This is a genomic window from Tardiphaga sp., from assembly GCF_044336785.1.
Lineage (GTDB): Bacteria > Pseudomonadota > Alphaproteobacteria > Rhizobiales > Xanthobacteraceae > Tardiphaga.
Genome location: NZ_JBIIOT010000040.1, coordinates 13563 through 37864, shown reverse-complemented (window position 1 = coordinate 37864; position 24302 = coordinate 13563). Strand labels below are relative to the sequence as shown.

25 protein-coding genes and 1 tRNA gene are annotated in these 24302 nt (G+C 62.1%); 15 read left to right on the top strand and 11 right to left on the bottom strand.

Annotated features, from left to right (window positions below; genetic code table 11):
- Both ACIQ2A_RS13490 and ACIQ2A_RS13485 read right to left on the bottom strand, forming a co-directional pair.
- Nucleotides 1–1368 carry a Rieske 2Fe-2S domain-containing protein gene (locus ACIQ2A_RS13490; RefSeq protein WP_398479869.1) on the bottom strand — a complete coding sequence of 456 codons (1368 nt, stop codon included), beginning with the start codon at nt 1366–1368 and terminating at the stop codon, nt 1–3.
- A gap of 36 nt (nt 1369–1404) precedes the next feature.
- Nucleotides 1405–3105: an amidohydrolase gene (locus ACIQ2A_RS13485; protein ID WP_398479867.1), complete on the bottom strand. Its 1701-nt coding sequence runs from the start codon at nt 3103–3105 to the stop codon at nt 1405–1407.
- A 242-nt stretch (nt 3106–3347) separates the two neighbouring features.
- On the opposite strand from ACIQ2A_RS13485, the gene ACIQ2A_RS13480 reads away from it, so the two are divergent.
- From ACIQ2A_RS13480 to ACIQ2A_RS13465, 4 genes are all read left to right on the top strand, one after another.
- Nucleotides 3348–4568, top strand: coding sequence for an NAD(P)/FAD-dependent oxidoreductase (locus ACIQ2A_RS13480; protein ID WP_398479865.1), 1221 nt, complete (start codon nt 3348–3350; stop codon nt 4566–4568).
- A 15-nt stretch (nt 4569–4583) separates the two neighbouring features.
- On the top strand, nt 4584–5369 hold the full coding sequence (locus ACIQ2A_RS13475) for an IclR family transcriptional regulator C-terminal domain-containing protein (protein WP_398479863.1): 786 nt from the start codon (nt 4584–4586) through the stop codon (nt 5367–5369).
- 18 nt (nt 5370–5387) lie between these two features.
- Entirely contained in the window at nt 5388–5735 is a 348-nt protein-coding gene (locus ACIQ2A_RS13470) for a 5-carboxymethyl-2-hydroxymuconate Delta-isomerase (protein WP_398479861.1), read from the top strand.
- A 120-nt stretch (nt 5736–5855) separates the two neighbouring features.
- Nucleotides 5856–5984 carry a hypothetical protein gene (locus tag ACIQ2A_RS13465; RefSeq protein WP_398479859.1) on the top strand — a complete coding sequence of 43 codons (129 nt, stop codon included), beginning with the start codon at nt 5856–5858 and terminating at the stop codon, nt 5982–5984.
- A gap of 309 nt (nt 5985–6293) precedes the next feature.
- Here the strand turns inward: ACIQ2A_RS13465 and ACIQ2A_RS13460 are convergent, their stop codons facing one another.
- The 3 genes from ACIQ2A_RS13460 to ACIQ2A_RS13450 form a co-directional block, all read right to left on the bottom strand.
- On the bottom strand, nt 6294–6755 hold the full coding sequence (locus ACIQ2A_RS13460) for a lysozyme inhibitor LprI family protein (RefSeq protein ID WP_398479889.1): 462 nt from the start codon (nt 6753–6755) through the stop codon (nt 6294–6296).
- A gap of 298 nt (nt 6756–7053) precedes the next feature.
- On the bottom strand, nt 7054–7443 hold the full coding sequence (locus ACIQ2A_RS13455) for a hypothetical protein (RefSeq protein WP_398479857.1): 390 nt from the start codon (nt 7441–7443) through the stop codon (nt 7054–7056).
- 356 nt (nt 7444–7799) lie between these two features.
- Nucleotides 7800–7876: transfer RNA gene (locus tag ACIQ2A_RS13450), tRNA-Pro, on the bottom strand.
- A gap of 85 nt (nt 7877–7961) precedes the next feature.
- Between ACIQ2A_RS13450 and ACIQ2A_RS13445 the strand changes: the two genes are divergently transcribed.
- Genes ACIQ2A_RS13445 through ACIQ2A_RS13435 form a run of 3 tightly spaced genes read left to right on the top strand, consistent with a single transcriptional unit; the run spans nt 7962 to nt 10859 of the window.
- The gene (locus tag ACIQ2A_RS13445) at nt 7962–8939 is read left to right on the top strand and encodes an L-threonylcarbamoyladenylate synthase (RefSeq protein ID WP_398479855.1); all 978 of its coding nucleotides are present in this window, start codon (nt 7962–7964) and stop codon (nt 8937–8939) included.
- Nucleotides 8940–8976: 37 nt separating this feature from the next.
- On the top strand, nt 8977–10434 hold the full coding sequence (locus ACIQ2A_RS13440; protein WP_398479853.1) for an FAD-binding oxidoreductase: 1458 nt from the start codon (nt 8977–8979) through the stop codon (nt 10432–10434).
- On the top strand, nt 10431–10859 hold the full coding sequence (locus ACIQ2A_RS13435; RefSeq protein WP_398479851.1) for a GNAT family acetyltransferase: 429 nt from the start codon (nt 10431–10433) through the stop codon (nt 10857–10859). Before ACIQ2A_RS13440 ends, ACIQ2A_RS13435 begins: the two co-directional genes overlap by 4 nt.
- Before the next feature lie 138 nt (nt 10860–10997).
- On the opposite strand, the gene ACIQ2A_RS13430 is transcribed toward ACIQ2A_RS13435, so the two are convergent.
- Nucleotides 10998–11756 (bottom strand): SOS response-associated peptidase, encoded by a 759-nt coding sequence (locus tag ACIQ2A_RS13430; protein ID WP_398479849.1) that lies wholly within the window; start codon nt 11754–11756, stop codon nt 10998–11000.
- Between the two features lie 61 nt (nt 11757–11817).
- On the opposite strand from ACIQ2A_RS13430, the gene ACIQ2A_RS13425 reads away from it, so the two are divergent.
- The 4 genes from ACIQ2A_RS13425 to ACIQ2A_RS13410 all read left to right on the top strand — a co-directional run bounded on the left by ACIQ2A_RS13425 (nt 11818) and on the right by ACIQ2A_RS13410 (nt 13857).
- Nucleotides 11818–12333 carry a hypothetical protein gene (locus ACIQ2A_RS13425; protein WP_398479847.1) on the top strand — a complete coding sequence of 172 codons (516 nt, stop codon included), beginning with the start codon at nt 11818–11820 and terminating at the stop codon, nt 12331–12333.
- Nucleotides 12287–12760, top strand: a complete 474-nt coding sequence (locus ACIQ2A_RS13420) for an NUDIX hydrolase (protein WP_398479845.1) — start codon at nt 12287–12289, stop codon at nt 12758–12760. The genes ACIQ2A_RS13425 and ACIQ2A_RS13420 overlap by 47 nt, the downstream gene beginning before the upstream one ends.
- Nucleotides 12761–12838: 78 nt before the next feature.
- Entirely contained in the window at nt 12839–13213 is a 375-nt protein-coding gene (locus tag ACIQ2A_RS13415; protein WP_398479843.1) for a TIGR02301 family protein, read from the top strand.
- Nucleotides 13214–13221: 8 nt separating this feature from the next.
- On the top strand, nt 13222–13857 hold the full coding sequence (locus ACIQ2A_RS13410; protein ID WP_398479887.1) for an HAD family hydrolase: 636 nt from the start codon (nt 13222–13224) through the stop codon (nt 13855–13857).
- Nucleotides 13858–13998: 141 nt separating this feature from the next.
- On the opposite strand, the gene ACIQ2A_RS13405 is transcribed toward ACIQ2A_RS13410, so the two are convergent.
- Nucleotides 13999–15273, bottom strand: a complete 1275-nt coding sequence (locus ACIQ2A_RS13405; RefSeq protein ID WP_398479841.1) for an acyl-CoA dehydrogenase family protein — start codon at nt 15271–15273, stop codon at nt 13999–14001.
- Between the two features lie 141 nt (nt 15274–15414).
- On the opposite strand from ACIQ2A_RS13405, the gene ACIQ2A_RS13400 reads away from it, so the two are divergent.
- Nucleotides 15415–16194: an enoyl-CoA hydratase-related protein gene (locus ACIQ2A_RS13400; protein ID WP_398479839.1), complete on the top strand. Its 780-nt coding sequence runs from the start codon at nt 15415–15417 to the stop codon at nt 16192–16194.
- Between the two features lie 86 nt (nt 16195–16280).
- Here ACIQ2A_RS13400 and ACIQ2A_RS13395 read toward each other — a convergent pair whose 3' ends face one another.
- The 3 genes from ACIQ2A_RS13395 to ACIQ2A_RS13385 are packed head-to-tail and all read right to left on the bottom strand — an operon-like array spanning nt 16281 to nt 18447.
- The gene (locus tag ACIQ2A_RS13395) at nt 16281–16649 is read right to left on the bottom strand and encodes a DUF6285 domain-containing protein (protein ID WP_398479837.1); all 369 of its coding nucleotides are present in this window, start codon (nt 16647–16649) and stop codon (nt 16281–16283) included.
- 1 nt (nt 16650) lies between these two features.
- Nucleotides 16651–17652, bottom strand: a complete 1002-nt coding sequence (locus ACIQ2A_RS13390) for a phosphotransferase family protein (protein ID WP_398479835.1) — start codon at nt 17650–17652, stop codon at nt 16651–16653.
- Nucleotides 17653–17655: 3 nt separating this feature from the next.
- Nucleotides 17656–18447: an enoyl-CoA hydratase/isomerase gene (locus tag ACIQ2A_RS13385; RefSeq protein ID WP_398479833.1), complete on the bottom strand. Its 792-nt coding sequence runs from the start codon at nt 18445–18447 to the stop codon at nt 17656–17658.
- 161 nt (nt 18448–18608) lie between these two features.
- On the opposite strand from ACIQ2A_RS13385, the gene ACIQ2A_RS13380 reads away from it, so the two are divergent.
- A complete protein-coding gene (locus ACIQ2A_RS13380) occupies nt 18609–19391 on the top strand; it encodes an SDR family NAD(P)-dependent oxidoreductase (protein ID WP_398479831.1) in 783 nt (260 codons plus the stop codon).
- A gap of 99 nt (nt 19392–19490) precedes the next feature.
- Here ACIQ2A_RS13380 and ACIQ2A_RS13375 read toward each other — a convergent pair whose 3' ends face one another.
- Entirely contained in the window at nt 19491–21164 is a 1674-nt protein-coding gene (locus ACIQ2A_RS13375; RefSeq protein WP_398479829.1) for a flavin-containing monooxygenase, read from the bottom strand.
- A gap of 313 nt (nt 21165–21477) precedes the next feature.
- Here ACIQ2A_RS13375 and ACIQ2A_RS13370 point away from each other — a divergent pair, with 313 nt between their 5' ends.
- Nucleotides 21478–22611, top strand: a complete 1134-nt coding sequence (locus tag ACIQ2A_RS13370; RefSeq protein WP_398479827.1) for a nitronate monooxygenase — start codon at nt 21478–21480, stop codon at nt 22609–22611.
- Nucleotides 22612–22754: 143 nt separating this feature from the next.
- Nucleotides 22755–24266 carry an acetyl-CoA acetyltransferase gene (locus ACIQ2A_RS13365; protein ID WP_398479825.1) on the top strand — a complete coding sequence of 504 codons (1512 nt, stop codon included), beginning with the start codon at nt 22755–22757 and terminating at the stop codon, nt 24264–24266.
- Nucleotides 24267–24302: the final 36 nt, after the last annotated feature.

Sequence of the window (24302 nt, the reverse complement as noted above, 5' to 3'; positions counted from 1 at the left end):
TTACTCTGCCGCCGGCAGATGAACGACATTCGAGCCGGGCTCGGTCTGATCGAGTGGCACTTTTGCCATCCACGGCGCGCCGCGGCGACGGGCAACATCGACCTCCATCCAGTAGGTTTCCCAGCCCTTGCTCGGGCCGATGCCGTCCATGGTGCCGGGGCCCTGGATACTGCGCGCACTATCTGCATCGAGGAACAGCAACGGCTTCTGGCCGCCGGCGACTTTCTCGATCTCGGCGCGCAACAGCTTGCGATAGGCGATGATCGCCTTGTCGCTCTGGCCGAGATGCTCGCGGGTGCGATCCTGGATCTTGCCCATGGATTCCACGGCCCACTGGTCGTGCACGTTGATATCCGCACCCATGCCCGTATAGGTCTCGTGCTTCTGCTCGTGCGGATCGAAGCCATAATCGTTGCGCTTGTTCTTGCGCGAGGTGTAGTTCGGCAGCTCGTAGAGTTCGAGCCGCTGGTCCGTCATCTTCTTCTTGTCCACTGGCTTGGTGTAGCTGGTGAAGATTGCATACCAGTAGCAATTCTCGTCATCGACCGGCACATGCCACTGGGTGATCGTCATTTCCGCGCTCATGGGAATGACAAAACCATGCGGGAACAGCTGGTTGGTGACGCGCACATGGGTGCGCTCCTCGTCCAGCTCGCGCAACGCGATCAGGCGCAGGCCGTATTCGGTGGATTCCACATTGATGATCGGGCGATCATATTCGCGCAGGATCTTGGTCATCGGCACTTCCGTGCCGGCCGAGGCGCCACGGAACTGCTTGCCATAGGACGCCTTGACATCCTCGTCCTCGAAGAAGCGGTGCAGGAACGAGGCGTGGGCGGGATCGATGCCGACCTCCAGCGCCTGCAGCCAGTTGCATTCGAACAGGCCCTTGAAGGCGAAGGTGTATTGTTCGGGCGCTGCGAAACAATCGATTTCCGGGAAGGCCGGCGGCTCGCCTTCGCCGAGATAGGTCCAGAGGATGCCGCCCTTCTCCATCACAGGATAAGCGCGTTGCTTGATGCCCTGGCACAGGCGCGAATTCTTCGGCTCCGCCGGCGTCTCCAGGCACTTGCCTTCGACGTCGAACAGCCAGCCATGAAACGCGCAACGCACGCCGCCGCCTTCGAGGCGGCCGAAAGCGAGATCGGCGCCACGATGCGGGCAATCGCGATCCAGCAGGCCGTAGCGGCCCTGCTCATCGCGGAAGAGCACAAAATCTTCGCCCAGGAGACGCACCGGGCGGATCGGCCGCTCGCCTTCCAACTCGGCGGTGAGCGCGGCCGGCTGCCAGTACATGCGCATCAGCTTGCCGGCGGGCGCCTTGGGTCCGATTCGAGTGATCAGGTCGTTTTGCTCTTGGCTCATCATGGCAAGATTTCCTTTGTGACTCTGGCGATGCGCCGCTTAACGCTGAAATACAATCTTGCCGCCGACCATCGTCATATCGGCGGTGATGTCCTTGATCTGGTCGTCTGGCACCGTCATGAAGTCGGCGGAGAGCACCACGAGATCAGCAAGCTTGCCAGCCTCCAGCGTCCCTTTCCGCGTTTCCTCAAACATGTAGCGCGATGCCGCGCTGGTATAGAGGCGAAGCGCCTGCTCACGCCCGATCGCTTCGGACGCGCCGTATACCTGGCCGGTGGGGTCCTTCCGTGTCACCATGATATACATCGTGAGAAACGGGTTCAGTGGATTGACCGGAAAGTCGGTGCCGGCACCGAGATTGTCCAGTCCCATTTTCTCGATCAGGGTGCGCGTCGGCACCGCCCGATCCGCTGTCGGCCTGCCGAGAAAACGCGCCACCGTGGCCGCCTTGTCCCACATGAAGGCATTCTGGAAATCGATCCGCGCGCCGACGCGGCGCGCTCGCTCCATCTGTTCGGGGCGGATCAGGCTGGCATGGATCAGAATGAAACGGCGATCCTTGATCGACTTTTCTTTGTCGGCGGCTTCGAACGCATCCAGCACCTGATCGACGCCGAGATCGCCGACGACATGGACGCCAACCCGCCAGCCACGAAGATTGGCAATCGACACCAGTTGCTTCAGCCGCTCGGGCGTGACCTGCGCAATACCATGATAATCGTCATGCGAGTCCGGATAGGCGTCTCGCATCATGGCCGTCTTCAGGGTCATGCCGCCATCGTAGAAGATCTTGATGCCGCCGAGCTTCAGCCAATCGTCGCCAAATCCCGAGGTGGCGCCGTTGCCGCTCATGATGGCATCCCAACCGGCGGAATCCGCGGGAGGCTCCGGTCGAAACATCGTTCCGACCCGCACCGTGGCCTCCCCCGCCACAGCGAGCTTCTGCAGAATCTGCGTGTCGCGTGAACTTGTCGCCCCCTCGACGACGCTGGTGATGCCGAGGCGGTTGAGCGCGGCTTCGGCAAGACGATACTGCCGCAACTCTTCTTCTTCGGTGTAGGGCGGCACGATATTCTCGACCAGCGGGATCGCCGTCTCGACCAGCACGCCATTGATGTCGCCGCTGGCGTCCCGCTCAAACGCGCCGCCGGCTGGATCCGGCGTGCTCTTGCCGATGCCCGCCTTCTGCAACGCCAGTGAATTGGCCATCGCAAAGTGACCGACGGTCCGCAGATAGACCGGATTGTTCGGAGAAACGCTGTCCAGCTCCTGCCGGGTCAAATAGCGCTTTTCCGCAAGCTGCGACGGCGGATGCCAGCCGCCGGTCGTGATCCACGCGCCGGGCTGCTTCTTCGCGACGAACGCCCTGATCAGCTCAAGCGCGCCGGCCACGTCCTTGGCGCCGCCGAGATTCACCACGTAGTCGCCGAGGCCAGCCGCCTTGAAGTGAGCGTGGGTGTCGATCAGGCCGGGAACGACCGACTTCCCGGCGAGGTCGATCACCCGCGTCTGCGATCCCGCCAGCAGCTTGATCGCGGCGTCGCTGCCGACCGCGAGGATCTTGCCGTCGCGGATGGCCAGCGCCTGCGCAACGGTCGATTGGCCGTCGAGGGTGAGGATCTTGCCGCCCATCATGACGACTTGGGGGGCGTTCGGGTCAGACTGTTGCGCCACAGCCGGCAAGGCCGAGACAGCAATGGCAAATGCGCCCGCAAGGATGGATGTCGCAACCAAATGCATTTCGCCACTCCGCCCAAATTGTTCAATAGACGAACGTATGTGCGAATATTATCGTTAGACTAATTCCAAGCAAGCGAAATTTTGCAGCAGCATGTGCTGTGTGAGTGAGCAACTGCAGCAAATATCGCTTAAAGCATTGGCTTGCGGCTAGCGAACACTTGTTCAATATACGATGTCAGCCAGGAGGTTGTGATGCTGAAGATCTTGAACCTGTTCGCCAATTCAATCGCCGGAATCCGCGCGTGAGCGGCCTTGTCATTGTCGGCGCCTCTTATGCGGGCGTCCAGGCCGGCATCAGCGCACGCGAAAAAGGCTATCAGGACCCGATCTGCATTGTCGCCGATGAAATCCACCTGCCCTATCAGCGCCCGCCGCTCTCGAAGGCGTTCCTGTCCAGCGACTTCGCCCACAACAGCCTCTTCCTTCGCGGCGACGACTACTTCAAGGGCCAGGGCATCGACATGGTGCTGGGTCATCGTGCCGTCGCACTCGATCGCGCGGCAAGCCGCATCACGCTGGAAGGCGGCGACAGCCTGCCCTTTGAGTCTCTCGTCATCGCCACCGGCTCGCGCGCGCGGCGTCTGACGATTCCGGGCCATGAGCGTGACGGTATCGTCTATCTGCGGACGCTCGACGATGCGCTGACGCTGAAGCCGCGCCTGGAAGCCGCGCATGATGTCGTCATCGTTGGCGGCGGATTCATCGGCCTCGAAGTCGCCTCCACCGCCGCCAAGACCGGCAAGAAAGTGACGCTGATCGAAGCGCAATCGCGGCTGCTGGAGCGCGCGGTCTCGCCGCTGATTTCGCAATTCCTGCTCGACATCCATCGATCCCATGGCGTCGATATCCGCTTCAATGAGTCCGTCGTCGCTATCGACGGCAGCGATGCCGTGCATGAGGTGGTCACATCGAGCGGTCTTCGCGTGCGCGCCGATCTCATCGTCGCCGGTATCGGAGGCATCGCGAATGATGAGTTGGCTACGCAGGCCGGCATCGCTTGCGCCAATGGCATCGATGTGGACGAGCATGGTCGCACCTCAGCGCCGAACATCTATGCGGCGGGCGATGTCAGCAATCATCACAACAGTTTTGCCGGCCGCCGCGTGCGTCTCGAAGCCGTGCAGAACGCCACCGATCAGGGCAAGGCTGTGGGCTCCATGATTGCCGGCAAGCCGGAAGCCTATGATGCCGTGCCGCGCTTCTGGTCCGATCAGTATGACGCCAAGCTGCAGATCGTCGGCCTCTCGGCGCCAACCGATACGGCTGTCGTGCGCGGCGACATGACAGAGGGCAAGTTCTCCGTCTTCTATTATCGCGATGGGAAGCTCACCGCCGTGGACAGCATCAACAAACCCGGCGACCAGATGATCGCACGCCGCCTGATCACCGCCTCACTGTCGCCAACGCCGGAACAGGCGGCCGATCTCGCTTTCGACCTCAAGAAATTTGAAGCGGGCAAATAGCTCGGGACAGGCGCCATGCCGAAAATCAAGCGCCCCGACGACGAGCGCGGCAATACTGACTTCATCGAAAGTCTTGATCGCGGCTTGCGCGTCTTCGAACTGTTCGGCGCGCAGTCGCGGCCGATGACGCTCAGCGATGTCGCGAAGGCAGCAGACCTGCCGCGGGCCACCGCGCGGCGCATTTTGTTCACGCTTGAACATCGCGGCTATGTGGTGAGCGACGGAAAACTGTTCGCACTGACGCCGCAGGTGCTGGCGCTGGCCGGCTCCTATATGACGTCGAACCAGGTCGTCACGATCCTGCAGCCGGTGCTCGACCAGATCTCCAGCGATGCGCAGGAGATTTCCTCGCTCGCAGTGCTGCAGGGCCATGACGTGATCTTCGTCGCGCGGGCGAGCCCGGCGCGGGTGTTTTCCGCTGGCATCGATCTCGGCTATCGCCTGCCCGCTTATTGCTCCTCGGTCGGCCGTGCCATGCTCGGCAAATATGCGAATGACGACCTGACGGATGTTCTCGACAACATGACGCTGACCGCGATGACGCCGTTCACGGTGACCGATAAGGAATCGCTCAAGGCTGCCATCATCACCGACCGCGAAAAGGGCTACTCGCTCGTGGACCGCGAAGCCGAGCCGGGTTTCCGCTCGATCTCGGTGCCGGTGCGGCGTTATGATGATGTCATCGTTGCCGCGATCAATATGGGCGCCCATGTGGACCGCGTCTCCACCGGCGAAATGATCGATCGCTTCCTGCCGTTGTTGCGCGACGCCGCAGCAACCGTGAAGCCATTGCTGCTCTGATCAACTAGGGACCGCACCATGCCGCATCTCGTCATCGAATATTCCAGCGACGGCCATGGCGGCCTGCTCGACATCGCCAAACTGATGGAAGCCGTGCACGACACCGCAGCCGACACCGGCGCGATGAAAGCTGCTGATATCAAAGTCCGCGCGACAGCCTATTCCGAATATCTGGTGGCACGGCAGAAGGACGGTTTCTGCCATGTGTCGGTCTATCTGCTCGAAGGCCGCACCTATGCGCAGAAGATCAATATCAGCGAGTCGCTGCGCGAAACCCTGGCGGGTCTGTTGCCGCACACAAAGAGCCTGAGCGTCGATATCCGCGACATGGATCCGACCGCCTATCGCAAGCGCCTCAAGGATTGAGGCCATCCGATACGTTGCACTGCACCATCATTACCATCTAGACACGCAGCCTCCCATGGTTACCATTTGCTTGAAGCGCCGCCCTCAGATGCGGTGCAAGTAAACGATTGGGAGAGACGATTGACCGTTCAAGGAAAGACCGCGCGCAAGGGCCCGGACGAAGCAACCATCATCGGCTGGAGCCTGTTCGGGTTCGTACTGGTATCGGCCGTGACGATGATGGGCCTGTATCTCGGATTTCGGCATTGACCCGCCGCGCGTGATCTGACGATCCCCCGCAAAAGCCCGCCTGGATCATCCGGCGGGCTTTTTCTTGGGCTGAGCGGTTCCGAAATTGGCAAGAGGCCGCCCGGTGTCCGCCGAGCGACCTCTCTATCGGATACCGGCCAGGAAGGCTCCGGTGCCACCGCATGTGCGAGAGGCTGGGCCGACGTGGTTAACAGGGGGTTAATGGCGATGCAGACGCCGAGCTGAGCCAACCACAGTCCTGAGCAGAATGCTGTCCAAAAACCTTCGGATCACGAATGCATCGGCCGAGCAGGGTTGGGTTAAGAGTCCTCAGTGCTCGTTGACCGCAACGCCGAGCTTGATCAGGCTCAGCGTGCGGTTCGCGGTCTCGCGCAGGCGGCAGTAGCTCGCGCTGCCCCGGTAAATGCCGGGCTCGATCTTGTCGAAGACCGCACAGAAACGATCACGCGACGCGGCGAAAGTTTCCTGCGAATCCTTGACCGCCTTGATCACGTCGGCGAACCCACCGGCCTGAACCTTCTTGAGCGCCTTGTCGGTTTTCTGCGTCCAGATGGCGAGTTCGCGCGCCGCGCACGCCTTCCAATTGTCGACGTCGCCATTCACGCCCGCTGCTGCTTTGATGCATGGGTCGGCGACGAGTCCGACGCATGCGCCACCGAAACCACCGGTTTTCTCCGCGGTCTTCAGGCAGGCATCGATCACCGTAACGTCGGCGGGTGCGGGGCCTTGTGCGAAAGCCATTGATGCGAGCGACAGGTTTGCAGCGAGCATCACAGCGGCGAGTGTCAGCTTCATGGGAGACCTCCGTTCGCAACCTTGGTCTTCGAAGGCTCAGCCTTGGTTCACCTGAACGCGGACTATGACGACGGCCTCGATCAAGGCGCGCGCCTGCGCGCCATCAGCAACGCTGACTTCATGCGACTTAGAAGTTGAACAAAAGCCCCGTTAGGATCGACCAAGGTGACATGAAACGTTTTGTCATTTACCCGGCTCTCTTTCCGCCTCTCGCGTTGGTCATGTTCACGGCGCCCGATCGGTTCAAGAACCTTCTCGATTGGATCGTATCGGCTTACGCGATCGCAGTTATCCCGGCCTTGCTATTGGCTTGGGTCGATTGGGGCTTCTCCGCAAAGCCACTCAGAGTCTTGAAAACCGCAGCCACAGCAGCACTCGCTGCAATGTTAGTTATGCGTTTTATGTGGGGAGGATTCGGCGAGCTATGGCCGGTCTTGATGGTGGGGCTTGTCGCGGGCGTCCCGGCCGCCGTGTGTTCGTGGCTATCAGATACACGAAGATCACGCGTGGACTCGCAAGCACAACCAGAACCACGTTGATGGCCGATTTCAGAGATTGATGAGCCCGCCCCATGCAGTTTTTCTTGCATGACATCGTCGCCCGCACCGTTGCTGCCTATTTGTGCTTCGACACCTGTCGCACGCTCCGCCGCGGTCTTAGCCACGGCAGATTCGTGCCCTTTGAACCCGATGCGGTAAACTGGATTCTAGACTCATTCAGGAACACAGCTGCACTGACGGTCCGTCGGGACACCTCACCGATGCGGTTTTGGATATCTATCGGGCTAGAAGCGCTGCTTCTCCTCGCCTGTATCTATGTCGCTGTGTTCGGTTGGCCGCAGAGCGGCATTTCATAAAATGCCGCTCGTCAAAACAGGATCGCGCCACTCGCGGCGGCGTTCATGACCCCAAAACCCCACGCAATCGTCTGCGACCTGAAAGCCGCTGTCCAAATCAGGAGGTTTTACGGGGAGACCTTACGACGGATCGGGATAAGACGCCAAAAAGGTCAATGATTTCATGGTCGGAGTGGCAGGATTCGAACCTGCGACCCCTGCGTCCCGAACGCAGTGCTCTACCGGGCTGAGCCACACTCCGACAAGAGCCGGCTGTATAGCGACGGGTTTCGCAGACCGCAAGAACCCCTGTATCAAGCAGGCGACATTTTTATTAAGAACCTGCCATGCAAACCGCCCTCACCACCCGGACCATCAACGCCACAGATATCGCGCAGGCAGCTGCCTGTCTGCGCGCGGGCGGGCTGGTGGCGTTTCCAACCGAGACGGTTTACGGGCTCGGCGCCGATGCGGCCAATCCGCGGGCCGTGGCGGGGATCTATGAGGCCAAGGGCCGGCCATCTTTCAATCCGCTGATCGCCCATGTGGCCGATCTCGAAGCCGCAAAACGGATCGCGCGGTTCGATTCGCGCGCGCTGGCGCTGGCCGAAGCATTCTGGCCGGGGCCGCTGACGCTGGTGCTGCCCAAGACCGACAACTGCCCGGTCTCCGATCTCGCCACCGCAGGGCTGGATACAGTCGCGATCCGGGTGCCGGATCATCCCGTCGCACACGCGCTGCTGATGGCCTTTGGGGGCGCTGTGGTGGCGCCCTCGGCCAATATTTCCGGCCATGTGTCGCCAACCACCGCCGCCCATGTGAAGGCCGATCTGGATGGCCGCATCGACATGATCGTCGATGGCGGACCGGTGGACGTCGGCGTCGAATCCACGATTGTTGCCTGCTTCGAGCAGCCATTGCTGCTGCGACCAGGCGGACTGCCACGCGAGGCGATCGAGCGCGTGCTCGGCATGGCGCTGGCGCGACCGCCGGAAGATCCCGCAACTGACAATCATCAACCGCTGGCGCCAGGCATGCTGGCCTCGCACTACGCGCCACGCACGCCGGTCAGGTTGATGGCGAGCGATGTGCAGCCCGGCGAGGCACTGCTTGCTTTCGGTCCGTCCTTGCTGCCGGGTATCGAGGACGCAAAGGCCGTTCTGAACCTGTCGAAAGACGGCGATCTCGGGGAAGCCGCCGCCAATCTTTTCGGCTATCTTCGCGCCCTCGACGGCGCAGGCGCCACGGGCATCGCCGTGATGCCGGTGCCGGCTCACGGCCTCGGCGAAGCCATCAACGACCGGCTGCGCCGCGCTGCCGTCTAATCGGATTCAAGATCAAGAAACGCGTTAGGGACTTTCCATGAACTTCATCCCGCCGAAGCCGCAACCGCTCTCGCCCGACATCATTGCCCGCTTCGCCGCTATCGTCGGCGACAAGCAGGCCCTCACCGATCCCGCCGACGTGCATTCCTATGTCACTGAAGAGCGCAACCTGTTCACCGGCACCTCGCCGCTGGTGCTGCGACCCGGCTCGACCGCCGAAGTCGCGGCCATCTGCAAGCTCGCCACCGAGACCCGCACCGCGATTGTGCCTCAAGGCGGCAATACCGGCCTTGTCGGCGGCCAGACGCCCTATGGCGGCGAAGTCGTGCTGTCGCTGAAGCGCATGGACAAGATCCGCGATCTCGACACTTCCTCCAACACCATGACCGCCGAAGCCGGCCTCGTGCTGCAGATCGCCCAGCAGCGGGCTGCCGATGCGGATCGCCTGTTCCCGCTGTCGCTTGGCTCCGAGGGCAGCTGCACCATCGGCGGCAACCTCTCCAGCAATGCCGGCGGCACCACTGCATTGGCCTATGGCGTTGCACGCGAAATGGCGCTCGGTCTCGAAGTCGTGCTCGCCGATGGCCGCATCCTCAATGGCCTGTCCAAGCTGAAAAAGGACAATACCGGCTACGACCTGCGCAACATCTTTATCGGCGCTGAAGGCACACTCGGCATCATCACTGCGGCAACGCTCAAACTGTTTCCGAAGCCGCGCGCGGTGGAGACGGCTTTTGTCGGCCTCAAATCGCCGGCCGACGCGCTCAAGCTGCTCGATATCTCGCGCAGTGCCGCGGGTGGCAATCTCACCAGCTTCGAGCTGATCGCGCATATCGCGGTGGATTTCAGCGTCCGCCATGGCATCGGCATCCGCGATCCGCTCACCAGCAAGCATGACTGGTACGTGCTGATGGAGCTGTCGTCCGGCCGCGACGATGCACGCGCCACGCTGGAGTCCATTCTGGAACGTGGCTTCGAAGACGGGATCGTCGATGACGCCGCCATCGCCGAGAACATGACCCAGCGCCAGGCCTTCTGGAAACTGCGCGAGGAAATCTCGCCGGCGCAGAAGCCTGAGGGCGGCTCCATCAAGCATGATATCTCGGTGCCGGTCGCTGCCGTGCCGGCTTTCATCGCCGAAGCCAGCGCGGCCGTGGTGAAGGTCCTACCGGGTGCACGCGTGGTACCATTCGGCCATCTCGGCGACGGCAATATCCACTACAATGTCAGTCAACCCGCCGAGACGCTGGGCGACAAGAACGGGCGCGAAGCATTCCTCGCGCGCTGGCACGATGTCAGCGACGTCGTGTTCGAAGTCGTGCTGCGCATGGGTGGCTCGATCTCGGCCGAACACGGCATCGGCCAGCTTAAGGCTGCTGACTTGCCGGCGGTAAAAGACCCCGTCGCCATGGAACTGATGCGCAGCTTCAAGGCGATGCTCGATCCGCTCAACATTCTCAATCCCGGCAAGGTGCTGCTGCCGGTGCAGCCATGAACATCACACCGATTACAGATGCGGATGTCCCTGTCGTCATCGATCTCTGGCAGCGCTGCAATCTCGCGCGGCCGTGGAACGACAGCGGTGCCGATATCGCGCTCGCGCGCCGCGACGAGAATTCCGACATTCTGATCGGCCGCGACGGCGACAGCATCGTCGCCTCGGTGCTGGTCGGCCATGACGGCCATCGTGGCTGGGTCTATTACGTCGCCGTCGATCCCGATCATCAGGGCAAGGATCTCGGCCGCGGCATCATGGCGGCGGCCGAAGATTGGCTGCGCACGCGCGGCATCGAGAAGCTGATGCTGCTGGTGCGCTCCGACAATACGCAGGTGCAGAAGTTTTACGAGAAGCTGGACTATGTCGAGCAGGATCGCGTGCTCTATGCGAAGTGGCTCGATGGACGGCCGATGACGCCTTAACCCGCTCCGCCCCTCATGGTGAGGAGGCGCGTAGCGCCGTCTCGAACCATGAGTTGGCGTGGCTCAGAGCCGTGTGGCCATCCTTCGAGACCGCTATGCGGCTCCTCAGGATGAGGGCCGGAACAGGCAAAAGCCCGCTCAGAACAACGATCCCTGCCCGTCATCCTCCGGCGGCGCCACGGCCTTGCGAACCTTCTTCCGCTCTGGCTGCTCCGCCTCGCGCATCTCGTCGTCCGAGATCGGCAAAATCAATTGCGGCTCGTCCACCGCAACCCGGCCCACAACCGGTGACACCGGATGCCATGCAAAGGCGCCGTCCGCCGGCGGCACCAGAAACTCCATCACCTCGTCGGCGCGGTCGCTGCGGCAATCCAGCCATTGGTCAAAGTGGTCCGCCGCGATCGTCACCGGCACGCGATGATGCAATACCGACATGCCGGTGGACGCTTCCGCCGTGATGATGGCGACGCTGTCCATCTCCTCGCCATTCGGCCCCATCCAGGTTTCGGCGAGGCCCGCAAAGCCGATCGGGCCGCCCGCGCGCGGATAGATAAAATACGGCTGTTTGCGTCCACCGATGCTTTGCCATTCATAGTAGCCATCGGCCGGAATCAGGCAGCGCCGGCGCCGAATTGCGTGTTTGAACGCTGGCTTTTCTTGCACGGTTTCGGAACGTGCATTAATCAGCAACGTAAACTTGCGCGGGTCCTTCACCCAGGATGGGACGAAGCCCCAGCGCATCAATCGAAAATGGCGGGCGCCGTTGTCGTGGATGACGACAGGCACAGGTTGGGTCGGGGCAATATTATAGCGCGCCGGGAAATTCGGCTGTTCAAGATAGCCAAATACCTGTCGCAACGCTTCCGGCGCCGATGTAATGACGAACCGTCCACACATTCAGATCGCAATACCTCGACTCTTCAGGTCGTTTTAACCCGAAACGCCAACAGTGGCGACTATGAGCATGACGGCCCTGCAACCCGCCCAAGACGATCGCCTCGATTGGGAGAGCGCCAGCACGGGCCTGCCGGCATCCGCTGAGGTGCTGGCTGCAGCCAATATCAATCCGCGCACCGGCCTCGCCACCGATTACCTGAATCACTTCAACGAAGCGATCATGCTGCTCGAGCTGATTCCGGACATGCCGGATTGCTATGAGCTATTCCTGGAATGGCAGCCGCTCAGCTATGCCGAACACTTCATCAAGTCGAATTTCAAGGGCCGCGATCTCGCCATCGCCGCCTATGAAGCCGCCCGCCCCGCTATCCGCAGCGAATTCGATGCGCTGGTCGCGAAGATGACGCAGATCCTGTCCACGGTCGGCGACGCCATGCGCACCGTGCAGCAGGATGCCACGCGCGCCAAACTGGCCGAACAGGCGGCCGGCTGGGTCAAGCCGATGATCGGAACCGCCGGCGGCATCATCAATGGCCGCGACGAGCAATCCGACGTCGATAGCATCATGGCGCAGTAAGGCCGTTCCCGTGTCCCAGCCCACCCATCCGCAGCTCGCCACCAGCGCCGCGATTTTTCGCGACGGCAAAGTTCTGCTGGTCCGCCGCGCCCGCGCGCCCGGCAAAGGCCTGTATTCCCTGCCCGGCGGCCGGGTCGAATTCGGAGAATCGCTGGCCGAAGCGCTGGCGCGTGAGGTGATGGAGGAAACCAACCTCGTGATCGACCTCATCGGCCTGTCGGGCTTTCGCGAGATCCTGCCTCAAAACGGCGTCGGCGGGCATTACCTCGTCATGTCCTTTGCCGCCCGCTGGGTGGAAGGCGAGCCCGAACTGAATGACGAGCTGGACGATTTTGCGTGGGTCGATCCCGCGGATCTCGGCCAATACAAGACCACCGACGGTCTGGCCGCGATCCTCGCCATGGCGCAGGATCTCGCCGGGGGCTGACAGGCTTTACCACCTCTGCGGCTTCGCCTTGCTTCGGCCTCCTCCAGCGGGCATATCAGCCGGGTTCCCGGACCCATCATGCGCAAGCCGTTCCTCACCCTTCTGATGATTGCCGCCCTCGGCGCCACGCCTGCGCTAGCGCAGGACGGCGCGGCGCCGTTCGATGGCGAGTTGCAGCGCATGTCCGAAATTCTCGGCGCCCTGCATTATCTGCGCGGCATCTGCGGCAATAACGAAGGCAACAAGTGGCGCAGCGAGATGCAGGCGCTGGTCGATGCCGAGACGCCCTCCGGCGAGCGCCGCGCCCGCATGATCGCGGCGTTCAATCGCGGCTATAATGGTTTCCAGCAGACCTATCGTAGCTGCACACCGGCGGCGAATACAGCGATCCGCCGCCATGTCGAGGAAGGCGCGCGGATCTCGCGTGACCTCACCGCGAGATATGCCAATTGATGCGCAACATCGACACCATCTTCTTCGATCTCGACGGGACGCTGAGCGATCCCAAACCCGGCATCACGGGCTCGATTCAATATGCGCTCGAAAAGCTGAACATCCCCGTGCCGACGCAGGATGAACTGACCTGGTGCATCGGCCCGCCGCTGCGCGCGAGTTTCGTGGCCCTGCTCGGCGGCGAGGACCATGCCGATCGCGGCGTCGAACTCTATCGCGAACGGTTTGGCACCATCGGCCTGTTCGAGAACACGCTGTATGACGGCATCGTCCCGGTACTGGCGGCGCTGCATGGGTCTGGCCGCAAACTCTATGTTGCCACCAGCAAGCCGCATGTGTTTGCCGATCGCATCATCGATCACTTCGCACTGCGTCAATATTTTACCCGCGTGTTCGGCTCGGAGCTGGATGGCACGCGTGTCGATAAAAGCGATCTGCTGCGTTTTGCGCTGGATGAAACGGACACCGATCCGGCCCGCGCGATCATGATCGGCGACCGCAAGCATGACGTGATCGGCGCTGCGAACAATGGTATCTTGGCGATCGGCGTGATCTACGGCTATGGCGGACGCAGCGAGCTGACCGAGGCCGGTGCGAAGCATCTGGCAACGACGCCGGCGGAGATTGCGGGATTTATCGACTGAGCTGCTGCCTACCCCGCCCCTCATCCTGAGGAGCGCACATCGCGCGCGTCTCGAAGGATGGCCAAGAGCTCATTCTGAGCCCTGCCAACTCATGGTTCGAGACGGCGCTTCGCGCCTCCTCACCATGAGGGCGGGGATAGCCTAATGCTTCCCCGCGCCCATATATCCGAACAGGAAGCCCGCCACCTTGCGCTTCTGGATTTCCTCGCTGCCTTCGGTGATGCGATAGCGGCGATGATGGCGATAGATGTGCTCGAACGGCTTGTGGCGCGAATAGCCCATGCCGCCATGGACCTGCATCGCGCGATCGGCGGACTCGCAGCACAGCCGGTTGGCCCAGTAGTTACACATGGACACCTTGTCCGACAGCGTATGCTCGACCTGCGCCTGCGTCAGCTGATCCATCTCCCACGCCGTCTTGCGGATCAGGAGACGGAGCATCTCGGCCTGCGTGGCCAGTTCGACCAGCGGAAACTGGATACCCTGATTGCGCGCCAGCTCCTCGCCGAACGGTTTTCGCTCGCGCGCATACTTTACGCTCTCATTGATGCAATAGACCGCGGCGCCGAGTGAGCTGGCTGCCTGCCGAATGCGGTTCTCATGCACGAAGCATTGCGCCAGTGAGAGGCCCCGCCCGATCTCGCCGAACAGCGCATCCTCCGGCACGAACACATCGGTGAACGACACCCGCGGATGATCCGTCGGCATGTTGAAGGTCCACATATATTCCTCGACCTTCACGCCCGGAGTCTTCGCCGGGACCAGGAAACAGGTGATGCCGCGTGCGTCGCCATCGTTGCCCGAAGTGCGTGCGAACACCGAGCAATGCGTGGCCACATGCATGCCCGTGGTCCACATCTTCTCGCCATTGATGAGCCAGCCCTTGACGCCATCGCGCGTGGTCTCAACCGCCGTGGTCTCCATATGCGTGGCATCGGAGCCATGCTCGGGTTCTGTGAGGCCAAAGGTGATGCGATATTTGCCTGTGATGGAGCCTTCGATCATCTCCTTCTGATCATCGCGCCCGTAGCGATCCAGCATTGTCACCAGCGGCAGATTGCCGACGATGGAGTGCTCGTTCTGCAGATCGTTGTGCAGGCCAAGCCCCTTCGCAGCAAAGTGCTCGCGAATGACAGCCATCCAGAGATTGCTGCCATCCTTGCCGCCATAACGTTTCGGGATTGCGAAGCGCAGATGGCCGGCTGCATCGGCCCGGTTCTTGGCTTCGCGCAGCAGCTTCTCCCATTCATGGCGCGGCAGGCCACCATTGTCGAAATCGGTGCGCGCCCATTCCCGGCGGTGATCGAAGAAACGGATATTGTCATCTTGTTCTTCGAGGGGCTTGATCTCGCGCAGGACGAACGCATCGAGTTCGGCGAGATAGGCGACCAGATCGGCCGGCAAGGAGAAATCCACGGCGCTGCTCCCGATGTTTTTGTCGAGCTTTGTTGCTCTTGTTAATCGGGCGATTAAGATGGCATCGCCCGGTCAAGTCAAGCGCGGCAACTCCACGCTTATTCTGCGCAACGAAAAACACTGCAACAATGGGAGGCCACAATGGCCCTGCAATTCTCCACCGTCACCCGCAAGGGCCCGATCACCATCGTCACGCTGTCGCGCCCAGAAGTGTACAACGCACTGCACACTGACGCGCATAACGAGTTGCATGAGGTGTTCAACGATTTCGCCAATGATCCCGAGCAGTGGGTGGCCGTCGTCACCGGCGCCGGCGACAAAGCGTTTTGCGCCGGCAACGATCTGAAATGGCAGGCCGCCGGCGGCAAGCGCGGCTGGAATACGTCGGGCTTCGCCGGCCTCACCGCGCGTTTCGATTGCGACAAGCCGATTATCGCCGCCGTGAATGGCGTCGCCATGGGCGGCGGGTTCGAGATCGCGCTGGCCTGCGACCTCATCATCGCTGCGGACAACGCGACTTTCGCACTGCCTGAGCCGCGCGTTGGCCTCGCGGCACTCGCTGGCGGCCTGCAGCGCCTGCCGCGCCAGATCGGCATGAAGCGTGCCATGGGCATGATCCTCACGGCGCGCCATGTGAAGGCGCAGGAAGGCTATGAACTCGGCTTCGTGAATGAAGTGGTGCCGCAGGGTGAAGCGTTGAACGCTGCTTTGCGCTGGGCCGAGACGATCTGCCAGAACTCGCCGATGTCGATCCGCGCCTCGAAACAGGCGATCCAGAAGGGCATGGCGGTGTCGCTCGAACAGGCGATCACCGAACAGCGCGAGTATCCGGCCGTGAAGGCGATGGCGGCTTCGGAGGACTATGTGGAAGGCCCGAAGGCATTTTCGGAGAAGCGCAAGCCGAACTGGAAGGGGAAATAATTTCCTCCGTCATTGCGAGGAGCAAAGCGACGAAGCAATCCAGCGCTTGGCTTTCTGGATTGCTTCGCTGCGCTCGCAATGACGAGCTATTCCGTCTCTCTCTTGTACGCCGCGTAACCAGGCTGATCGACTTTAAGCTTTGCCAGCGTCGTCTGCCAGAGATGGTCTTTGAGACCAGCGGACGCCAGATCGAGATTGCCGCTGCGAATGCCATCGGCGAGGTCGCGGTTCAGCTCACCCAGCTCGCCATGGACACCGAGCAGCATCGTGAGACTGTGCAGTTCGGCTGCGTCGCTATCGCCCGACAGCGTCAATTGCCGCGTCACGAGATCCAGCGCATTGATCGCCACGCGCAGCTTGAAGCCGGCATGTCCTGATATCTGCCGTGCGATATCGTTGCGCAGAAAATCCGCGACGGCCTTGACGAGTTCATCCGGCCTCGGTTCGTCCTGCATGTCATGACCTCCGCGGCGCCAGCAATCGTAACAGATCAATCTCGGTCTCCGACGACCGCCGCCCGATCATCGCGCGCTCCATCGAATGGTCCGGCCCGATCCGGAACCGCTGCATCATGCCGACACACATCACGCCCCAGCGCAACGTGCCCATCACTTCCCAAAACTTCACACGCGCCGCATCGACCTTGATGCCGCTCGCAGTCTCATAGCCCGCGAACAAATCCTGATAGGTACCGAAGCCGCCGACGGGCTTATCGATTCCGCCGAAGCGCCAGGAGTTGACGCAGATCCAGCCGAGATCCTCCATGGGATCGCCGAGATGGGCGAGCTCCCAATCGAGCACCGCACGCACGCCGTCTGCGCCGATCATTAGATTGCCGTGGCGGAAGTCGCCATGCACCAGCGTGGTGCGCGCGGATGGGCCAGGGTCGTTGTCGCGCAGCCAGCGCAAAGCGAGTTCGAAAACCGGCCGCGGCCAGCCGAAATGATCGATCTCCTGCTGCAGTTCAGCGATTTCCGTTGCGGCATCCATGCGTCGGAGTTGCGGCAAGGCAGAGGCAGGCAATCCGTGGATGCCGGCAAGAATTTCTCCACATTGCCGGGCCAGTCTTGGTCGCGCTGACGCGAATTTATCGTCGCGGAGAATTTTGCGCGGAATCGTTTCACCAGCGACTCGCTGCATGATGAAACCGGTGCCGAGCTCATCGGCAGCATCCAGAACATGCAGCACCCTTGGCGACGGCACGCCTGCGTCATAGGCCAGTTGCATCAGCACGGCTTCGGCATCGAGCCCCGCGGCCCGGCCCGGTGCTGCGCCATAGCCCGGCGGCGCGCGGCGCAAGATCGCGCCAATAACGCCATCGGGATGCGTGATGTCGAAGGACCACGTCTCCTGGCTGGCGCCGCCGGACAAACGCGTCGCATCCCCCACGCCAGTGGCGCCGGGGCACCATGACGTGACGCTGCACGACAGCAGCTCAGCGACTGATGCTGAGCTCAAGGCTTACTTGCCCGTGAATTTTGCGGGCCGCTTTTCCAGGAAGGCCGCAACGCCTTCCTTGAAGTCCGGTGAATTGCCGGCGATGCGCTGAGACTTCACTTCAAGGTTGATCTGATCCTCGAACGAATTCTGCGGGCTCTCCCAATACAGGGTGCGGATCAGCGACAACGCCACCGTCGGACCATTGGCGAGATCGTGGGCGAGCTTCATGGCTTCTTCCATCAGTACCGCATCGTCATAGACGCGGTTGACGAGGCCCCATTCCAGCGCTTTCTCAGCCGGCAGCTTTTCGCCGAGCAGCGACAGTTCGACCGAACGCGCCTTGCCGATCAGGCGCGGCAGGATCCAGGTCGAGCCGCAATCCGGCACCAGTCCGATGCGGCGGAACGCCTGCAGGAAGTAAGACGACTTCGCACACAGAATGAGATCGCCCATCAGCGCGAAGCTCATGCCGGCGCCGGCGGCGGGGCCGTTCACCGCGGTGATGATGGGGCAATGCAAGCCCTGCAGTTTGCGCAGGAACGGATGGAAGGCGGTCTCCAGCGAGGCGCCGGCGCCATTGCGTTTCGTCACGCTGTTGTTGCGGCCCTGCAGATTGGCGCCGGTGCAGAAGGCACGGCCAGCGCCGGTGATGACCAGGCAGCGCACATCGTCGCGGCGTTCGTCGATCTCCGCCAGCGCCTCGGCAAGACCGCCAAGCATGTCCATGGACACGGCATTCATCACCTCCTGATGATCGAGCTTCAGGATGGCGACATTGCCGTCGAAATCGAGCGTGACGTGTTTGAACTGCATGGTTTCCTCGCGAGGTGGTCCGCGTGTTTATTCCGCGGTGTGGGCGCTATCAGATGTCGGCCGGCATATTTGATTTTTCGGGCGCGCTTGTCCATGCTTCCGATTGGAAAGCTGATCAACCAAGGATGCAGGCATAACCTGCGCCACACGAGGAAATCCCCATGAGCAACATCTTCGATCTCTCTGGCCGCGTGGCGGTCGTCACCGGCGGCAATGGCGGTATCGGCCTCGGCATCGCCCAGGCGCTGGCCGCCGCCGGCTGCAATGTCGCGATCTGGAGCCGCAATGCCGAGAAGAACAAGGCCGCAGCCGCAAGCCTCGATGGCCTTGCTGGCAAGGTACAGACGCAGATCTGCGACGTCACCGACACCGCCTCAGTGAAGGCCGCGATGGATGCGACGCTAAAAACCTTCGGCCGTGTCGATGGCTGTTTCGCAAATGCCGGCATCGGCGGCGGCGGTCGGCACAATTTTATCGATCGCACCGAGGAACAGTGGCGGACCATGTTCGCGACCAATCTGGATGGCGTCTTCCATGCCTTCCAGGTTGCGGCGCGGCACATGACCGAACGCGCGGAGGCGGGCGACAAATTCGGCCGGCTGGTGGCGACGTCGAGCCTCGCCTCGATCTTCGGTACCGCGCGCAACGAGCATTACGCGGCGACCAAGGCGGCGATCAATGCGCTGGTGCGTGCGCTGGCTGTCGAACTGGCACGTCAGGGCGTGACGGCCAATGCGATCCTGCCGGGCTGGATCAAGAGCGACATGACGGCGGGCATCATGGGCAATGACAAATTCGTCGCCAATGTAATGCCGCGCATCCCGACACGCCGCTTCGGCGAACCGTCCGATTTCGGCGGCATCGCGGTGTATCTGATGAGCAAGGCGTCGTCGTATCATACGGCAGATACGTTCGTGATCGATGGCGGCTATACGGCGTTTTGAGCACTCGCCGTCATGCCCGGCCTTGTGCCGGGCATCCACGCCTTTGGTGCTCGGGGAAGAAGACGTAGATGGCCGGGACAGGCCCGGCCATGACGGAGCCTATGATGCAATGGCAGTCGCGTTCGACGCCGCCCCTGCCCCCATCTCAAATCCCTCATATCCCTTCGCCGCCACCTCGTCGCAGATTTTGCGATAGACGCCGACGCCGCCGATATAGGGCATGAAGATGCGGGGCTTGCCGGGGACATTGGCGCCCATGTACCAGCTATTGGCCTGCGGATAGAGCGTCGCCGACGCCACCTCATTGACGTGATCGACCCACTTGTCTTCGGCCGCGCGCGTCGCTTCGATGGTCCCGGCACCGCGCTTGCGCATGGATGCGAGGCAATCGGTGATCCAGTCCACATGCTGCTCGATGGAGACCAGCATGTTCGACAGCACCGATGGCGAGCCTGGACCTGTGATGATGAACAGGTTCGGGAAGCCTGCGCTCATCAGGCCGAGATAGGTGCGCGGGCCTTCCGCCCATTTGTCGTTCAGCGCCTGACCATGGCGGCCGCGGATGTCGATCTTGGCGACAGAGCCCGTCATCGCATCGAAGCCGGTGGCCAGCACCAGCGCATCCATTTCATAATCCTTGCCGCCAGAGCGCACGGCATGCGGCAGGATCTCCTCGATGGGATGGGTCTTGATATCGACCAGCTTCACATTCGGCCGATTGAAGGTCGCGTAGTAGTCGGTATCGACGCAGATGCGCTTGGTGCCGACCGGATGGCTGTTGGGCTGCAGCAGCCGGGCCGTCTCGGGATCCTCGACGATGGCGGCGATCTTGTCGCGGATGAAACCGGCGGCGGTGTCATTGGCTGACAGATCGAGGCCGAGATTGTTGTAGACGCCCATGAATGTCAGGCCGCCCGACGTCCAGCGCGCCTGATACTTTTCGCGTCGGGTGTCCTCGGGATCATCCAGCGCGCCACGATCGGGGACCGGCTGATAGATGCCGTTTTTCATCTCCTCGCGTGCAACGCGGCGGATCTCCGCGTAGTTGTCGCGAAACTTCTGCCGCTCGGCATCGGTGAGTTTTGCGTTGCGCGCGGGCACGCTGAAGTTGGCGGTGCGCTGGAACACAGTGAGCTGCTCGGCCTGTTCGGCGATGAGCGGGATCGACTGGATCGCCGACGAACCGGTGCCGATGACGCCGACACGCAGGCCGGTGAAATCCACCGGCTCATGCGGCCAGCTGCCGGTGTGATAGACCTTGCCCTTGAAATCCTTCAGGCCTTTGAAATCCGGCGAACGCGCATTCGACAGGCAGCCGGTGGCGAGCACGACATGTTGCGCGACGATGCTCGCACTATCTGATATTTTCACCGTCCAGCGATTGCTGTGCTCATCGAAGTCAGCGGATTCGACCCGGGTGTTGAAGGTGATGTCGCGGCGCAGATCGTAGCGCTCGGCGACATGGCTGGCATAGCTGAGAATCTCGGGCTGCGGTGCGTAGCGCTCGCTCCAGTCCCAGCTTTGTTGCAGGTCGTCATCAAACGAGAACGAATACTGCATGCTTTCGACGTCACAGCGCGCGCCGGGATACCTGTTCCAGTACCAGGTGCCACCGACATCACCGCCCTGCTCGAACACTTTCACGGTGAGACCGAGGCCACGGAGCTTGTGCAGCAGATAGAGACCGGAGAAACCGGCACCGACGACCACGACATCAGTCTGTGCCGGGTGGGCGCTGCGGGTTTGGACGGATTGCGGCTGCGCTGCGGCCATCATTTCACTCCCGGATTTTTTGCTTTGCTTGTTGTTGGCAGCATTTCCCGTGAGGCGCGAAAGCGCAAGAATGAAATGGGAAGGGTATTTTGCGAGGCGGAATGCATGGACTGGATGGCGCCTTATGTTCCAACTGTCATCCCCGTGAAAGCGGGGATCCAGTAGACACTGCAGGATGAGCTTCGTCTCAACTGACGCCGTTTACTGGATCACCCGCTTTCGCGGGTGATGACAAGAGAGTTTGCGTCATCCCTCTCATCCGCTAGCCTCCCCATCAACGCCGCCACATGAAGCGGCCATTCGGGAGACGCCCATGAAATCCCCCATCTGCGACATGCTCGGGATCGATTTCCCCCTGCTCGCCTTCAGCCATTGTCGTGATGTCGTCGCCGCCGTCAGCCGCGCTGGTGGCTTCGGTGTGCTCGGCGCCACCGCACATTCGCCGGAAACGCTGGAGCAGGAGTTGAAATGGATCGACGATCATGTCGATGGCAAGCCTTACGGCATTGATGTGCTGATCCCGGAAAACATCTCCACATCGGGCGAGAAACACGTCACCTGGAAATCGCTGGAAAGCCGCATCACGCCCGCGCATCGCGATTTCACCAAAGGCCTGCTGAAGAAATACGGCGTCGATCTCAGGATCACCGATGTCTCTGCCGATCAGCCGCAGCCTTTCGATGGCGAGACGGCGCTGCATCTGCTCGACGTCTCGTTCCGGCATCCGATCCGCCTGATCGCCAATGCGCTCGGCGTGCCGCCGACGGCAATGATCGAGATGGGCAAGGCGCATGGCGTTCCAGTGGCGGCGCTGGTGGGCGCCAAGGAACATGCGATCCGGCAGGTCGCCGCGGGCGTGGATATTCTCGTCGCGCAAGGCACCGAGGCCGGTGGTCATTGCGGCGAGGTCTCGACCATGGTGCTGGTGCCGGAGGTGATCAAGGCGATCAAGCCGATCCGCGATGTGCCGGTGCTGGCAGCCGGCGGCATCATGACGGGCAGGCAGATGGCCGCATGCATGGCCATGGGCGCGGCCGGCGCGTGGACCGGCTCGGTGTGGCTGGCGACCACAGAATCCGAGACATCCGAGATTTTTCGCGAGAAGATGATTGCTGCGTCCTCGCGCGATGCGATCCGCTCGAGGGGACGTACGGGCAAACCAGCGCGGCAGTTGCGCTCGGTATGGACCGACGCCTGGGATCGCGGACCGGACAGCCCCGGCGCGCTGCCGATGCCGCTGCAGAGCCTGATCAGCCGCGACGCCTTTGCGTCGATCGATCGATCCGCCGCAGCCGGCAATGCGCAGGCGCGCGATCTGGTCAGCTATTTCGTCGGCCAGGGCGTCGGGCTGATTGACAGCGTCAAGTCTGCGGGGGCAGTTGTGCAGGAGTTCAAGGAGGACTTTGCCGAGGCGGCGGAGTGCTTGAATGGGCTGGTGAGTGAATAAACGCAGCCCTCATGGTGAGGAGCGCGCCTCTTGCGCGCGTCTCGAACCATGGCGACGGAGCTCCATTGTCATCCTTCGAGATGCGGCCAAGAGGCCGCTCCTCAGGATGAGCGACTGAGTTGAAAGCGAGAGAGAACAAGAAAATGACCGTGCAACCTGAAGATCGCATTCCCGTCATCGTCGGAGTCGGTGAATTCTCCGACCATCCGAAGGAGCTCGTGCAAGGGCTTGAGCCGCTCGATTTGATGATCGAGGCGCTGAAGCGTGCCGAGCAGGATTCGGGTGGCAAGCTGCTTGCGGACATCGACTCCCTCGACATCGTGAATTTTCTCAGCTGGCGCTACACCGCACCGGAGAAACAGCTCAGCGACAAGCTCGGCATCAGCCCGAAACATTCCTATTACGGCCCGGTCGGCGGCGAGAGCCCGATCCGCTACATCCACGAAGCAGCCCAGCGCATCGCGCGCGGCGAATCCCAGGTGGCGGCGATCACGGGTGCGGAGTCACAGGGCACGGCCACCAAGGCCGAGCGCGCGAAGATCGACCTGCCCTGGACGCCGTTTGCGCATGATGCGCCGGAGCCGTTGCGCGGCTCCAACTATCAGAAGCCGATGGCCGTGAAGCTCGGCGTCAACAAGCCGGTCACGGTCTATCCGTTCTATGAGGCCGCCTCCGCGGCGCATTGGGGACAGACGCCGCGCGAGGCGCATCGCGAAAGCGGCGAGCTGTGGTCGCGCTATGCCGGCGTGGCCGCCACCAATCCGGAAGCGTGGAACAAGAAGGCGTTCACGCCGGATGAGATCACCACGCCGACGGCCGACAACCGGCTGATCGCCTGGCCCTATACCAAGCTGATGGTGGCCAATCCGATGGTGAACCAGTCATCGGCGATTCTTGTCACCAGCCTCGCCAGAGCGCGTGCCGCGGGCGTGCCGGAGGATCGCATGGTGCATATCGTCGGCGGCGCCTCGGCGGAAGAGCCGCGCGATTATCTCGACCGCGACCAGTATGTGGAGAGCCACGCGCAGAATGCCGTGCTGAAATCCGTGATGGCGCTGGTGGGTGGCTCGGGCAAGGCATTCGATGCCATCGAGCTCTATAGCTGCTTCCCCTGCGTGCCGAAGATGGCCCGGCGCACGCTCGGGCTTGGCGGCGACGTGATGCCGACCGTGACGGGGGGCCTCACCTTCTTCGGCGCGCCACTCAACGACTACATGGCGCATGCGGCCTGCGCGATGGTGCGCAAGATCCGTGCAGGGACGAAGACGGGCCTGCTCTATGCGCAGGGCGGTTTTGTCACCAAGCATCACGCGCTGGTGGTGGCGAAGGATGCGCCGGGCGCACCGATCGCCCAGGAGATCAGCGTGCAGGCGGAAGCGGATCGCAATCGTGGGCCGGTGCCGGTCTATGTCACCGAGGCGTCAGGAGATGGCACGGTGGAGAGCTTTACGGTGATCTATGGCCGCGGCGGCGAGATCGAGCATGGCGTGGTGATTGTGCGCACGGCTGCGAATGAACGCGCGCTGGCGCGGGTGCCGGCGGGTGATGCCGGGACGCTGGCGGTGCTGATGGATCAGGACCGGACGCCGGTGGGGGTGAAGGGCCCGATCAGCACGGCGGGAGATGGGGTGCTGGAGTGGAAGGTGGCCGGCTGAAGAACTGCGGTCCTCTCCCTCCCCCAAGCCGCACAG

Coding starts and splice junctions, on each gene's coding strand:
- ACIQ2A_RS13490 (WP_398479869.1), bottom strand. CDS start 1,368: ATGATGAGCCAAGAGCAAAACGACCTGATCACTCGAATCGGACCCAAG.
- ACIQ2A_RS13485 (WP_398479867.1), bottom strand. CDS start 3,105: ATGCATTTGGTTGCGACATCCATCCTTGCGGGCGCATTTGCCATTGCT.
- ACIQ2A_RS13475 (WP_398479863.1), top strand. CDS start 4,584: ATGCCGAAAATCAAGCGCCCCGACGACGAGCGCGGCAATACTGACTTC.
- ACIQ2A_RS13470 (WP_398479861.1), top strand. CDS start 5,388: ATGCCGCATCTCGTCATCGAATATTCCAGCGACGGCCATGGCGGCCTG.
- ACIQ2A_RS13460 (WP_398479889.1), bottom strand. CDS start 6,755: ATGCTCGCTGCAAACCTGTCGCTCGCATCAATGGCTTTCGCACAAGGC.
- ACIQ2A_RS13445 (WP_398479855.1), top strand. CDS start 7,962: ATGCAAACCGCCCTCACCACCCGGACCATCAACGCCACAGATATCGCG.
- ACIQ2A_RS13440 (WP_398479853.1), top strand. CDS start 8,977: ATGAACTTCATCCCGCCGAAGCCGCAACCGCTCTCGCCCGACATCATT.
- ACIQ2A_RS13435 (WP_398479851.1), top strand. CDS start 10,431: ATGAACATCACACCGATTACAGATGCGGATGTCCCTGTCGTCATCGAT.
- ACIQ2A_RS13430 (WP_398479849.1), bottom strand. CDS start 11,756: ATGTGTGGACGGTTCGTCATTACATCGGCGCCGGAAGCGTTGCGACAG.
- ACIQ2A_RS13425 (WP_398479847.1), top strand. CDS start 11,818: ATGAGCATGACGGCCCTGCAACCCGCCCAAGACGATCGCCTCGATTGG.
- ACIQ2A_RS13420 (WP_398479845.1), top strand. CDS start 12,287: ATGGCCGCGACGAGCAATCCGACGTCGATAGCATCATGGCGCAGTAAG.
- ACIQ2A_RS13415 (WP_398479843.1), top strand. CDS start 12,839: ATGCGCAAGCCGTTCCTCACCCTTCTGATGATTGCCGCCCTCGGCGCC.
- ACIQ2A_RS13400 (WP_398479839.1), top strand. CDS start 15,415: ATGGCCCTGCAATTCTCCACCGTCACCCGCAAGGGCCCGATCACCATC.
- ACIQ2A_RS13395 (WP_398479837.1), bottom strand. CDS start 16,649: ATGCAGGACGAACCGAGGCCGGATGAACTCGTCAAGGCCGTCGCGGAT.
- ACIQ2A_RS13385 (WP_398479833.1), bottom strand. CDS start 18,447: ATGCAGTTCAAACACGTCACGCTCGATTTCGACGGCAATGTCGCCATC.
- ACIQ2A_RS13380 (WP_398479831.1), top strand. CDS start 18,609: ATGAGCAACATCTTCGATCTCTCTGGCCGCGTGGCGGTCGTCACCGGC.
- ACIQ2A_RS13375 (WP_398479829.1), bottom strand. CDS start 21,164: ATGGCCGCAGCGCAGCCGCAATCCGTCCAAACCCGCAGCGCCCACCCG.
- ACIQ2A_RS13370 (WP_398479827.1), top strand. CDS start 21,478: ATGAAATCCCCCATCTGCGACATGCTCGGGATCGATTTCCCCCTGCTC.
- ACIQ2A_RS13365 (WP_398479825.1), top strand. CDS start 22,755: ATGACCGTGCAACCTGAAGATCGCATTCCCGTCATCGTCGGAGTCGGT.